The organism is Cryptosporangium phraense (assembly GCF_006912135.1).
Classification (GTDB): Bacteria; Actinomycetota; Actinomycetes; order Mycobacteriales; family Cryptosporangiaceae; genus Cryptosporangium; species Cryptosporangium phraense.
Genome location: NZ_VIRS01000036.1, coordinates 16,836 through 28,751, shown reverse-complemented (window position 1 = coordinate 28,751; position 11,916 = coordinate 16,836). Strand labels below are relative to the sequence as shown.

The following is an 11,916-nucleotide window of genomic DNA, read 5'->3' as shown; positions in this document are numbered from 1 at the left end:
CGTTAGCTAGGAGGGGCCGTGCAGCAGGAGGTCGTGCTCGCGATGCTGGCCAAGGAGCCCTCGCACGGATATCAGCTCCGCGCCCGCCTCCGTGACGCCCTCGGTCCGCTCGGCGAGGCCCTGAACGCGGGCCAGATCTACGTCACGCTGACCCGGCTGGAGAGAGCCGGCCTGCTGACGGTGGACAACGCCGAGCGGTCCGACCGGAAGGTCTACGCTCTCACCGCAGCGGGCCAGCATCGTGTCGCCGAATGGATCGCCGAGGTCAGCTGGCCGAAGCCCGACCTCGCGGAGTTCCACCTCAAGCTGATCGCCGCCGCCCAGGCCGGTCTCGCCGACCCGATCACGATCGTCGACACCCAACGCCGCGAGCTGCTGCGCCGGTTGCGCGAGGCGCAGCGGGCGGCGATGTCCGAACCGGACGGATCGAACGCCCGACTGCTGCTCGAAGGCATCGTGCTCCGCCTCCAGGCGGATCTGCGGTGGCTCGAGGCCTGTGAACAGAGCTGGACCCAGCGAAGGAGTGGATCGTGACCGTGCTGTCCGCCCGTGGCCTGCACAAGTGGTACGGCCGGGGCGAGGGGTTGGTCCGCGCCGTGGACGGCGTCGACCTGGAGGTACGCGCGGGGGAGACCGTCGCGGTGATGGGGCCGAGCGGCTGCGGGAAGTCGACGCTGCTGCACCTGCTCGGCGGCCTCGACCGCCCGTCCCGAGGCGAGATCGAGCTCAACGGCCGCCGGATCGACGACGTCAGCGAGACCGGCGTGGCCCGGATCCGGCGGAGCGACGTCGGGTTCGTCTTTCAGACGTTCCACCTGATGGAGGAGCTCACCGCGGTCGAGAACGTCGAACTCTCGGCCCTGCTCGCCGGCCGGTCACCGCGGACGGCCCGGCGCCGGGCGCTGGAACTGCTCGAGCAGGTCGGGCTGGCCGACCGGGCCCGGTTCCTGCCGTCCGCGCTCTCCGGCGGGCAGCGGCAGCGGGTCGCGATCGCCCGCGCGCTCTCCAACGAGCCGCTGGTCGTCTTCGCCGACGAGCCGACCGGCAACCTCGACAGCGCCGCCACGATGGACGTCCTCCAGCTCTTCGACCAATTGCACGCGGCCGGGCAGACGCTGGTCATCGTCACCCACGATTCGCGGATCGCAGCCACCGCCGACCGCCTGATCACGATGCGCGACGGCGTGTTCGTCGACGAGACCTGGCTCTCCGGCGGCGCGACCGGGCAGCTCTCGGCACTGATCGGGTTCGACGAGCAATGATCCGCCTGATCGCCCGGCTCACCCTGCGCGACGCGGCCGCCGACCCGTACGCCGACACCCGGGCCGCGACCGCCGGGCCCGACGTCGTCGCCGTGGGACGGGCGACCGATCTGGCCGGGCTCGCCGGCGCCGACGGCGTCACCGGCTCCGTCGACCGGCCCGAGGTGCTGTACGGCAGTTGGGTCCGCTCCGGCGGCGTCGTGGTCGAAGGTGCTCTTGCGGACGCCTTCGGCGTGCGGGTCGGCGATCCGGGCACCGTGGACGGGCGGTCGTTCCCCGTGGTGGGCGTCGCGGTCAGTGCGGCGCTGCCGCCCTATCCGGCGGCCTACTGTCTGGTGCACTGCGGGCACGGCGCGGCCGACGACCTCCCGGCCGACGTGCTGCGCAATCCCGGGCTGATCTGGCTGACCCGGTCCGACCTGCAGAGCCTCGGTGCGGACGTCTACGTCGACTACCTTCGGCTGGCCATCCGGACGCGGCGCCGCGACCGAGCTCGCCGCAGACACGCAGATCCTGCTGCTGATCGGGGACTGGCTGCTCGGCCTGCTCGCCGTGGCCGGGCTGTCGGTGCTGGTCGGCGGACGGATGGCGGATCAGTCCCGGCGGGTCGGGCTGCTCGAGGCGGCCGGCGGTACGGCCGGGCTGGCCGCGGCCGTGCTGCTGGCCGAGTACCTGCTGGTGGCCGTCGTCGCGGCGGCGGCCGGGCTGACGCTCGGCGCCGTGGTGGTGGAGCGGGACGCGTCCGGCCACCGGGCCGTCCTGCGCCGCACCGCTGCTGACCGGCTCGGTGGCGGGCCTGCTGGGCCGCGCGGGCACGCCGGCGCTCACCCCGGCGACGATGGGGACCGTGCTCGGCGCGGCCCTGCTGGTCGTCGGCGTCGCGACCGCGGTTCCGGCTCGGCGCGCGGCCCGGACCAGCACCGCGGTCGCGCTGGCGGACGCCGCCCGGGGTCCGGCGGGCGCGTCGCGGCGGGTCGGGTGGCTGATCGGGGTGTCGTCCCGGCTGCCGGTGGCGTTGCTGCTGGCTCTCCGGGTGGCCGGGCGGCGACCGCGCCGGGCGGTGCTGGCGGCGGTGAGCGCGATCGTGCTCGCCTGGGTGACCGTGCTCGACAACCGGCGGTCGTCGGCGCTGGCGCAGGCGCTGGGGGCGTCGCCGGGGCAGGCGAGTGTCGGGCTCGCGGTGCTGGTCGTTGCCGCGGGTGGGGTGATCGCCGGGCTCACCGCGGGGCCGGGCGGTGCTGGGCGGCCGCCGGTCCGCGGCCGAGGGGCTCCGGGCCGGATAGCGTGAGCGGGTGAAGATCCTGGTCGTCGGGGGTAGCGGGTTTCTCGGGTGGGAGGTCGTCCGGGTGGGGCTGGCGGCCGGGCACGACGTCGTGGCCACGTACTACGGCAACCCCGTCCGCGGCGGCGCGGTCGGGGGCGGCGCGGTCGGGGGTGGCGCGGTCGGGGGTGGCGCACCAGGGGGCGGCGCGGGGGCGGTTGGGGTCGAGTGGCGGCGGGTCGACGTTCGGAGTCGGGAGGGCACGGTTGCGCTGGGCACCGCCGTCCGGCCCGACGTGATCGTCAACGCGGCGTACCGGCAGTCGGACTGGGCCACCACCGCTGCCGGCGGGGCACACGTGGGGCTCGCGGCGGCCGCGGCCGGGGCGCGGCTCGTGCACGTCTCCAGCGACGTCGTGTTCTCCGGGGCGGCGCCGAGCTACGACGAGACCGCGTTGCCGGATCCGATCACCCCGTACGGCGCGGCCAAGGCAGCCGCCGAGACCGCGATCGCCGCGATGGCGCCCGACGCGGCGATCGTGCGAACGTCGCTGATCGTCGGGCCCGGGCTCGTCGGGCCCGGGCTCGTCGGGCCCGGGGTCGTCGGGGAAGGGGAGTCGCAGCACGAGCGGTTCCTGCACCGGCTGGCCGCCGATCCCAGCCGCGGGGTCCTGTTCACCGACGACATCCGCTGCCCGGTGCACGTCACCGACCTGGCGTCGGCGCTGCTCGAACTGGCCGCGCACCCCGGCGTCCACCACGTCGCCGGTCCCGACGCGGTCAGTCGGCACGAGCTCGGGGTGCTGATCGGGCGCCGCGACGGCGTCCCGACCGATCACCTCCCGACCGGGCGGCGAGCCGAGCTGGGCCCGCCCGCCCCGCTCGACGTCCGCCTCGACTGCACCGCCACTCAGGCGAAGCTCACCACCCGGCTCCGCGGTGCTAGGACCTTCCTGGCCCCTCGCCCGCCAGGCGAGCGTCCGCATTGGCCAGGACGTCGGTGAACTCGGCGAGGAAAGCCCGCTGATCGACGTCGAGCACGACGTGCGTGTCCGGCGTTTCGACGAGCGGGAAGGCCGGCAGCTCCAGGTCGGCCGTGCGCATCAGGCGGGCCCGGACGGCGTAGCCGTCGTCGCGGACGTTGACCGGGCCGTCGGCCGACCGGGTGATCCACGACGGGTGCAGCAGGATCCCGGCGGCCAGCGGGTCGTGCGCCGAGCAGATCCGGCGGCCCCACTTCTCCTGGTAGAAGTCCAGGTAGTACCCGAGGATCGCCGAACAGAACGAGGTCACCGGGCCGGCCTTCGCCGCCAGCGCGGCCATGAACTGCTCGTCGAGGATCGCCGGCGTCGTCACGTTCACGCCCACCATCACCAGATTCCCGTGCTCCGCGCCGTACACCACTTCGGCCGCCTGCGGGTCGGCGTCGACGTTCGCGTCGACCTCGAGGATCGTGCCCGCGGGCTGGTAGGGCCCGGAGCCGCCCATCACGACGACCGACCGGTACCGGGTGAGGACCAGCGGGTCGATCGCGATCGCGTCGGCGATATTGGACATCGCGCCGAGGACGAGCAGGTCCACCTCGCCCGGCCGTTCCCGGCTGATCCGGACCAGCGCCTCGGCCGCCGGCTCGGCCGACTGGTGGCCGGGCAGGCGATCGATCCCGAGGTCACCGAGGCCGTCGTGCCCGTGGACGTGGAACGAGTACCGCGGGTCCTTGCCGCTGATCGGGCCGGGGCGCCCGAGGTGGATCGGCACGTCCGGAAGCCCGCACAGCGCGAGCACGTGCCCGACGTTGAGCGCCGAGTCGGCCGTCGAGCAGTTCCCGTGGGTCGCGGTGGCGGCGACGATCTCGACGCCGCCGACCGCGGCCAGATAGACGAGCGTGAGAGCGTCGTCGATGCCGGTGTCGGTGTCGATCACTACCGCGGTCATGGGGTTCCTCCGGTGGGTTGCACGGTCCGGCGCCAGCGGACCGAGGTCAAGATCAGGGCGAGCAGCGTGATGACGTAGGGCGCAGCGTCGGTGGCCTGCTGGGGGAGTCCCAGCCCCTGCAGGCGGAAGCCGAACGCCTCGGCCGCGCCGAACACGACCGACGCGCCGAGCACCCAGCCGGGCCGGCCGCGGCCGAGCATGACCGCGACGACCGCGACCCAGCCCCGACCGGCGGTCATCTGCTCGCTGAACAGCTGGACGTTGCCGAGCGCGAGCTGCGCACCGGCCAGCCCGCAGAGCGCACCGGCGACCAGAACGGCGGCCTGCTGATAGCGCGACACGTCGACCCCGAGGCTGCGGGCCGCGTCCGGGTTCTCGCCGATCCCGCGCAGCCGCAGGCCGGCCGGGGTGCGCGACAGGAAGACCGCCAGTACGACGACGAGCACCAGGCTGAGCACGACGAGCCAGCTGCTGCCGGCCAGCACCGTCCCCAGCACCGGGATCGAACCGACCCAGGTCGACCCGAGCGGCGTCAGACCGGCCAGGTCGGGGCTGCTGTACGTGCCGCTGGTGCCCAGCACCGAGCGCAGCAGGAAGCCGGTGAGCCCGACCGCGAGCAGGTTCGTGCCGATCGCCAGCACGATCGGGTCGGCGTTGAGCCGTACCGACCCGATCGCGAGCACGAGCGCGGTCAGCACCCCGGCCCCGGCGGCGGCGGCCACCCCGAGCTCCGCGCTGCCGGTGCGAGCGCTCACCGCGACCGCGGTGAAGCAGCCCAGCAGCATCTGCCCTTCCAGGCCGATGTTGAACACCCCGACGCGGGCGCAGAGCGCACCGCCGAGCGCGGCGAGCAGCACCGGTGCCAGCGCGATCAGGACCGCGGCGACGAATCCGAGCGTGAAGACGTTCATCGGGCGACCACCTTCCGGCGGGCCCGCACGGCGACGATCAGCACGAACGTGATGACGACGGCGGCCTGGATGATCGCGGTGAGCTGGCGGGGGATGCCGACGTCCCGCTCCATCCCGGTGCCGCCGACCTGGAGCGCGGTGAACAGCAACGCCCCGGCGAGCAGCCCGGCCGGACGGGCCGACGCGATCAGTGCGACCGTGACGCCGGTGAACGTGTAGCCCGGCGCCACCAGCGCGCCGTCGATGAACCGGTACGGCGGCCCGGCGACGATCAACGCGCCGGTCAGGCCGGCGATCGCCCCGCTGACGGCCAGCGCGCCGAGCGTCCGCCGTTCGACGTCGATGCCGACGTACTGCCCGAAGCGGAGATTCGCGCCGAGCGTCCGGAGCTCCAGGCCGGTGCCGGTTCGGGCGTCCACGACCCAGTACGCGGCGAACAGCACGATCGCGACGACCAGGCCGACGTTGACGTACGCGCTGGCCGGGAGCGACGGCAGGTGCATCGCGTCCGGGAGGCGCGGGGTCTGCGGGATGCCGGTGCCCTTGTCGGTGAGCGGGTAGCGCGCCAGATAGGACGCGAACGACACCGCGGGGAACCCGAGGAGCAGCGTCGAGATGATGATCGGGACCCGCCCCCAGCGGGCCAGCGGCACCGAGAGCGCCGCCCAGACGGCGGCCGCCGCGGCCCCGGCCAGCGCGGCCAGCGCGAAGCCCGGCAGCCCGGCGTCCGGGACGGCCGATGCGACCGCCGCCGCGGTGATGCCCCCGAGCACCAGCTGGCCGTCGCCGCCGAGGTTGAACTCGCCCATCCGCAGCGGGACCGCGAAGCTCACCGCCATGCCCAGGATCGGCGCGAAGGCGGCGGCCAGGTAGGGCAGGTTGGTGTCGAGCAGCACGCCCCGCACCAGGGCCTGGTAGCCGGTGAGCGGGTTGGTTCCGGCGCTGAGCAGCACGAGCGCCCCGACCAGGAAGCTGGCGACGAGCGCGGGAAGTGCGGCCCCGGTGAGTACCCGCCGCAGGATCGCCATCAGTCTCCTTCCGGCGGGGTCAGGGCCGCGGTCCCGGCGCCGGCTCCGGCATTCGTCATCGCCTCGCCGAGGCGGCCCTCGGAGAGCTGAGCCCGCTCGAACGACGCCACGAACCGGCCGCCGACCAGCACGTGTACCCGATCGGCCAGCGCGATCAGCTCGCTCAGTTCGTTCGACACCAGCAGCACCCCGTTGCCGGCCGCCCGGTACGCCAGCAGCTCGCGGTGGATGTACTCGATCGCACCCACGTCGACGCCCTGGGTCGGGTTCTCGGCCACCAGCAGCGGCGCCCGCTGCGAGAGCTCGCGCGCCAGCACGACCTTCTGCGCGTTCCCGCCGGACAACGACGACATCCGGGCCTCCGGGCCGGCCCCCCGGACGTCGTTCCGTTCCATCAGGTCGGCGGCATGTCTGCGCAGCGCGGAGGGCTTGAGCCAGCCTCGGAACCGCCCCACCGCCAGGTTATCGGAGATGCTCAGAGCCCGGGCCGACCCGACGGCAGCGCGGTCTTCCGGCACGTACGCCATCCCGGCCCGGCGCCGCCGCCGGACGTCCGCCCGGCTGACGTCCACGTCGTTGATCGTGACCGAGCCCGACGCTGGCCGGAGGCCGACGACGGCCTGGACGAACTCGGCCTGGCCGTTGCCGGCGACGCCGGCGATCCCGACGATCTCCCCGGCGCGGACCCGCAGGTGGTCGCAGGCGATCGCCGCCCGGGTCCCCTCGGCCGGAATCCGCAGGTCGGTGACCGTGAGCACGGCCGCTCCGGGAGACGCCGGGGCGTCGTTGACCGCGGTCTCGATGTCCCGCCCGGTCATCGCGTGGGCCAGCGCCGCCGGGGTGGTGTCGGCGGTCGGGACCGTCTCGACGACGCGGCCCTGCCGCAGAACCGTCACCCGGTCGCTGACCTGCATCACCTCGTCGAGCTTGTGGGTGACGAGGACGATCGCGACGCCCCGCTCGGCCAGCCGGCGCAGCGACGTGAACAGCAGCCCGGTCTCGGCCGGGGTGAGCACCGCGGTCGGCTCGTCGAGGATCAGCACGTCGGCGTGGCGGTAGAGCGCCTTGAGGATCTCGACCTGCTGCCGCAGCCCCATCGGCAGCGTCCGGACGGCCGCGGACGGATCCAGCGTCGAGCCGTACTCCTCGATCAGCGCGGCGACGCGGTCGCGGGCGGAGGCCCGGTCGATCACCCCGCGCCGGGACGGCTCGGCGCCGTAGATGACGTTGTCGGTGACGCTGAAGCTCTCGAACAGCTGGAAGTGCTGGTGGACCATGCCGATACCGGCGGCGATCGCGTCGCCCGGCGACGTGAACCGGACCGGGACGCCGTTCGCTGCGATCTGGCCGGCGTCTGGATGGACACTTCCATACAGAACAGACATCAATGTCGACTTACCGGCGCCGTTTTCGCCGACGACGGCGTGGACCTCGCCCGAGAGCAGGTCGAGATCCACGTCGTCGTTGGCCAGGACCGGCCCGAAACGCTTGGTGATGCCGGTGAGCCGGACCCGGGAGGTCATGCGGCCGCGGGGTCCTTGATCGTCAGCGTGCCGGCGACGATCTGGTCACGCGCCTCCTTCACCTTCGCGAGCACGTCGGGGTGCTGCGCGATGAGGCAACCGGACGACGCCACGTCGTCCTCCAGGCCGGTCAGACCGACCCCGTCCTCCTTGAGGCCGTACTCGGTCACCCCGCCGGGCTTCCCGCCGTAAATCGCCTTCACCGCGTTCTCGATCGCGACGTCCACCCGCTTGATGGCGTTGTCGACGACGACGCCGGGCTGCTTGCCGCACTCGTTGACGTCGACGCCGAACGCGTTGAAGCCGCCGGCCTTCGCGGCCTGGAAGACCCCCGTGTTGCCGGCCGACGAGGCCGCCATGACGTAGTCGACGCCCTTCTGGCCGAGCGTCGTGGCCTGGGCGTTCGCCCGCGCCGGGTCGCTGAACGGGTTGTTGCCGCCGACGAAGAGCGGGGTGAACGCGGTCTTCGGGTTGACCGACTTCGCGCCCTCGCCGAACGGGTCGGTCCAGCGGTGGATGAACGGCGAGTCGAGCGCGGCGACCGCGCCGATCGCGTTCTTCTTGGTCAGCAGACCGGCCTCGACGCCGGCCAGGTAGACCGCCTCGTACTCCTTGAACCGGGCGCAGGTGAGGTTCTTCGCCGGGTTCTCCGGGCACGAGTCGACCTGGAGGAACTGCTGGTCGGGGTTGTCGACCGGCGCGGTCTTCATGAGGTCGTCGAAGTTGAAGCCGATCGCGATGATCAGCTTGGGCTTCGCGTCGATCGCGGCCTGCAGGTTCTGCGAGATGCTCGTCGGGTCGGTGCTCTCGTACACCTTGACGTCGGCGTTCTGCGCCTTCGCGGCGGCCTTCGAGCCGTCGACGCTGAGCTTGAGGAACGCGTCGACGCCGACCGGGTTCGGCGTGATCACGACGATCTGCGACGAGCCGCCGCCGGACGAGCCCGAACCGCTGTCGGCACTGCAGCCGGTGACGGCCATCACGGTCAGCGCGGCTCCGAGGCCGATGGCCAATAACCGTCTCATCTTCACTTCTCCTACCGGCTAACTGGGTTACGTTCCGAGCAGCTTAAGGGATTGAATCAGTGATTCAACAACTTCGGCCTTCTGGGGGTTCGCCTGTGCCTCGACGCCCGGTCCGCGCTACCGCACTGCCGGAGGCGATCGCCGCCTCGCTCCGGGAACGCATCGGAGCCGAATGGTCCACCGGAGACCAGTTACCGACCGAGGCCGAGCTGGCGGCCGAGTACGGGGTGTCGCGGCACACGATGCGCTCGTCGCTGCTGCAGCTGGCGCGGGCCGGGCTGGTCGAGACCCGGCACGGGTCGGGCACGTACGTGACCAGGTACAACTCGTCGATCCGGGCCGGGCTGCAGGAGCTGCGGTCGCTGCACGACGTCATCGCGTCGCAGGGTCACCGGCCCGGGTCGTCCTACCGGTTACGGCAGCGGCGTCCGGCCTCGGCCGACGAGGCCGGACGTCTGGAACGGGAGCCGGGGGCCGACGTCTTCGAGATCGAGCGGGAGATCACGTCCGACGACCGGACGGTCGCGTTCGACTACTCGGTGATCGCCGCCGACGTCGTCGACCTGGAGGTCTCCGACCTGTCCGGGTCGATCTTCGAACGCTTCGCGTCGGTGAACGCGCTGCCCGAGCGCGCCGTCTGCCAGGTCCGCGCCGTTCTCGATCCGGACGCCGGGTGGGGCGCCGGTCGGAGCGGCTCCGGGTTGTACCTGCTGCTGGACCAGGTGCAGTACCTGCCGGGCGGGCGGCCGCTGTCCTGGTCGCGGATCTACTTCCTCGACGACGGCTTCGACTTCCTGCTCGTCCGTCACGGCCATTGACACGAATCCGGGAGAGGGGGTCGGCCCGGCACCGGTAGCGTCGCTGCACATGACGTTCCCTCACGACCCGCAGCAGCCGTACGGTGAGCCGCTTCCGCCGCCGCCCGGGTCATCGCCCTCGTACGGTCAGTCATCCGGTTACGGTCAGCAACCTTCGTACGGGGAGCCGGGGTCGGGGGGTCCGTACGGGCAGCCGGCGTCCGGAGGGCCGGCGTCCGGAGGCCCGTCGTACGGGCAGCCGTCGTACGGGCAGCCGTCCTATGGGCAGCCTTCCTACGGGGATCCGTCGTACGGGCAGCCGGCGTACGGGCAGCAGCCGTACGGGCAGCCGCCGGTCGGGCCGCCCGGGGTGGGGCAGGCTCCGTACGGGGCGCCGGGCCACGGGGCGGGGTTCGGGGCGCCGCCGTACGGGCAGGTGCCGCCGCCGAAGAAGTCCTCGGGTGGCAAGATCGCGCTGGCCATCGTCGGGGGCATCGTCGCGTTATGCCTGGTCTTCGGCATCATCGGCGCGATCTTCATCTCGAACCTCGACTCGGGCTCGTCTTCCGGGTCGAGCAGTGACCCGGTCTCCCAGGGCGGCCGCGAGGTCGCCGACCAGAGCAAGATCAATCAGGCCGTCCGCGACGGGAACGCCGAGTTCACCGTGAAGTCGGTGAAGTGCGAGGTCACGTCGGTCGGCGGCAAGTACACGCGGAAGACGCCGCAGGGTCAGTTCTGCGTCGTGAGTTCGTCGGTGAAGAACGTCGGCAATGCGCCGTTGTCGCTCTCGGTGAGCACGAATACCGCGTACAACGCGAGCGGGCAGGAGTTCCGCGCCGACATCGGCGCGACGATCTCCGCCAACGACGATTCGTCGCTGTTCATCAGCGACTTGAACCCGGGGAACAGCACCGCGGTGAACTGGGTGTTCGATCTCCCGAAGGGCCAGACGATCGCGCGGCTGCAGCTCCACGAGTCGTTCTCCAGCACGGGAGTGGACGTGACGGTCGCCTAGCGCGTTGACCATTCAAGGTTCGCGGCGTCGTGCTGCCAGGAGATCGGGATGCCGGACGTTGGTGTTGCGCCATCGAAGGTATCGGTGCAGGTCCCGGGGCAGCGCGATGTGGTTGGAATCACCGTCTGGCCGGGCGGCCCGGATCGACTTCAGGGCTGCGAGGGTGTGATCGCCGCCTTTGCGGCGGCGCAGCACGCCGCAGAGGCGGTCCTCGGCGAGGGACTAGCAGCCGTGGATATACCGGATCCCCCTGCACCCGCCGGTACGTGGCCGGCCGACGATCCGGACGGGTCCGGGGCGCCCATCCGGCACCGTGGTGAGGGCGGATGGCCAGGGGCCCGAACTGGCCGAACGCGAAACGGCGGTGCGGCGAGTTTCCGCAGGCTCCACCGCGTGAACGGCGGGGACGGCCTCCCGCCCAACGAGGGTCCAGAGCTTTGAGCCCGCCCTCGCTGAACCGGTGGATCACCTTCCGCACGGTGCCCTCATCCGCGGCCACCTGCGAGGCGATCACGCTGACCGGCGTCCCCGACGACGACGCCAAGATCATCGTCGCCCGCCGCACCCGGATCAGGTTCCGACCCGGCGGACCAGCCTCATCGGTCAACCTGCGAGCTTTCACCGGATCTGGTGACAGCCCACCACCCGGCCTCGGGCACCCCCACCAGGCTGGACGAACCTGACCGCCGCGATCAGCCCCGAACACCGGGACGGGGCGTCGCGGCGGGGGTGGTGGCTCGTGGATCGCGCCTGAGCGTCGGCGGTGGTGATCCGCGGATTTGATGCGAGAGCGGCCGCGCCGGGCGGTGGCGACGATCGTCGCGAGGCCTCCGGACCGGGGCCGCCAGGCCAGACCGGGCTGACCGGCCGCTGGGGTCAGATCCGCCTGGCGTTTGGCGCCCGGAGACGGCTGGCGCAGGCTGTTCGCGATATGTCGCGGGTGCGGCCGACGGCGAGCGCGTGGCGCGTGGCCCGGCGCGCGGCGGTCTGTTGCCCGGAGTTCGCTGGGGCGGCCTGGCTGCGGTGCGCTGCTGGCGTGCGGCCGACGCCCGGCGCGTCGACCGCGGAGAGCCTTCCGGCCCGTCCAGCCGACCCGGCCGCTTCGACCCGGCTGATCTGACCCGGCTGATCTGACCCGGCCGATCTGACCCGGCCGCTTC

General features: G+C 72.6%; 12 protein-coding genes and 1 pseudogene. 7 read left to right on the top strand and 6 right to left on the bottom strand.

What is annotated here, in order from left to right; translation table 11 throughout:
* Positions 1-18: 18 nt before the first annotated feature.
* Genes FL583_RS33600 through FL583_RS33580 form a run of 5 tightly spaced genes read left to right on the top strand, consistent with a single transcriptional unit; the run spans position 19 to position 3,526 of the window.
* Positions 19-534: a PadR family transcriptional regulator gene (locus FL583_RS33600; RefSeq protein ID WP_205752703.1), complete on the top strand. Its 516-nt coding sequence runs from the start codon at positions 19-21 to the stop codon at positions 532-534.
* Entirely contained in the window at positions 531-1,262 is a 732-nt protein-coding gene (locus FL583_RS33595; RefSeq protein ID WP_240746899.1) for an ABC transporter ATP-binding protein, read from the top strand. The genes FL583_RS33600 and FL583_RS33595 overlap by 4 nt, the downstream gene beginning before the upstream one ends.
* The gene (locus FL583_RS33590; RefSeq protein WP_142708922.1) at positions 1,259-2,041 is read left to right on the top strand and encodes a hypothetical protein; all 783 of its coding nucleotides are present in this window, start codon (positions 1,259-1,261) and stop codon (positions 2,039-2,041) included. The genes FL583_RS33595 and FL583_RS33590 overlap by 4 nt, the downstream gene beginning before the upstream one ends.
* Positions 2,042-2,049: 8 nt before the next feature.
* Positions 2,050-2,550, top strand: coding sequence for a hypothetical protein (locus tag FL583_RS33585; protein WP_142708921.1), 501 nt, complete (start codon positions 2,050-2,052; stop codon positions 2,548-2,550).
* Positions 2,551-2,554: 4 nt separating this feature from the next.
* Positions 2,555-3,526 (top strand): sugar nucleotide-binding protein, encoded by a 972-nt coding sequence (locus tag FL583_RS33580; RefSeq protein ID WP_142708920.1) that lies wholly within the window; start codon positions 2,555-2,557, stop codon positions 3,524-3,526.
* Here FL583_RS33580 and FL583_RS33575 read toward each other — a convergent pair.
* Genes FL583_RS33575 through FL583_RS33555 form a run of 5 tightly spaced genes read right to left on the bottom strand, consistent with a single transcriptional unit; the run spans position 3,465 to position 8,944 of the window.
* Positions 3,465-4,457 (bottom strand): nucleoside hydrolase, encoded by a 993-nt coding sequence (locus tag FL583_RS33575; RefSeq protein ID WP_142708919.1) that lies wholly within the window; start codon positions 4,455-4,457, stop codon positions 3,465-3,467. The two genes, FL583_RS33580 and FL583_RS33575, sit on opposite strands and share 62 nt — an antisense overlap.
* Positions 4,454-5,368 (bottom strand): ABC transporter permease, encoded by a 915-nt coding sequence (locus FL583_RS33570; protein ID WP_142708918.1) that lies wholly within the window; start codon positions 5,366-5,368, stop codon positions 4,454-4,456. The genes FL583_RS33575 and FL583_RS33570 overlap by 4 nt, the downstream gene beginning before the upstream one ends.
* Positions 5,365-6,396, bottom strand: coding sequence for an ABC transporter permease (locus FL583_RS33565; protein WP_142708917.1), 1,032 nt, complete (start codon positions 6,394-6,396; stop codon positions 5,365-5,367). Before FL583_RS33565 ends, FL583_RS33570 begins: the two co-directional genes overlap by 4 nt.
* The gene (locus FL583_RS33560; protein WP_142708916.1) at positions 6,396-7,919 is read right to left on the bottom strand and encodes an ABC transporter ATP-binding protein; all 1,524 of its coding nucleotides are present in this window, start codon (positions 7,917-7,919) and stop codon (positions 6,396-6,398) included. Before FL583_RS33560 ends, FL583_RS33565 begins: the two co-directional genes overlap by 1 nt.
* Positions 7,916-8,944 (bottom strand): BMP family ABC transporter substrate-binding protein, encoded by a 1,029-nt coding sequence (locus FL583_RS33555; protein ID WP_142708915.1) that lies wholly within the window; start codon positions 8,942-8,944, stop codon positions 7,916-7,918. The genes FL583_RS33560 and FL583_RS33555 overlap by 4 nt, the downstream gene beginning before the upstream one ends.
* A 95-nt stretch (positions 8,945-9,039) precedes the next feature.
* Here FL583_RS33555 and FL583_RS33550 point away from each other — a divergent pair, with 95 nt between their 5' ends.
* Positions 9,040-9,762: a GntR family transcriptional regulator gene (locus FL583_RS33550; RefSeq protein ID WP_142708914.1), complete on the top strand. Its 723-nt coding sequence runs from the start codon at positions 9,040-9,042 to the stop codon at positions 9,760-9,762.
* A 49-nt stretch (positions 9,763-9,811) separates the two neighbouring features.
* A complete protein-coding gene (locus FL583_RS33545) occupies positions 9,812-10,756 on the top strand; it encodes a DUF4352 domain-containing protein (RefSeq protein WP_142708913.1) in 945 nt (314 codons plus the stop codon).
* Between the two features lie 12 nt (positions 10,757-10,768).
* Here FL583_RS33545 and FL583_RS43205 read toward each other — a convergent pair.
* Positions 10,769-11,378: pseudogene (locus FL583_RS43205) on the bottom strand (helix-turn-helix domain-containing protein).
* Positions 11,379-11,916 lie beyond the last annotated feature (538 nt).

Excerpts from the sequence above, each read along its gene's own strand:
- FL583_RS33590 (WP_142708922.1), top strand. The coding sequence starts at position 1,259 with ATGATCCGCCTGATCGCCCGGCTCACCCTGCGCGACGCGGCCGCCGAC.
- FL583_RS33575 (WP_142708919.1), bottom strand. The coding sequence starts at position 4,457 with ATGACCGCGGTAGTGATCGACACCGACACCGGCATCGACGACGCTCTC.
- FL583_RS33570 (WP_142708918.1), bottom strand. The coding sequence starts at position 5,368 with ATGAACGTCTTCACGCTCGGATTCGTCGCCGCGGTCCTGATCGCGCTG.
- FL583_RS33565 (WP_142708917.1), bottom strand. The coding sequence starts at position 6,396 with ATGGCGATCCTGCGGCGGGTACTCACCGGGGCCGCACTTCCCGCGCTC.
- FL583_RS33560 (WP_142708916.1), bottom strand. The coding sequence starts at position 7,919 with ATGACCTCCCGGGTCCGGCTCACCGGCATCACCAAGCGTTTCGGGCCG.
- FL583_RS33555 (WP_142708915.1), bottom strand. The coding sequence starts at position 8,944 with ATGAGACGGTTATTGGCCATCGGCCTCGGAGCCGCGCTGACCGTGATG.
- FL583_RS33545 (WP_142708913.1), top strand. The coding sequence starts at position 9,812 with ATGACGTTCCCTCACGACCCGCAGCAGCCGTACGGTGAGCCGCTTCCG.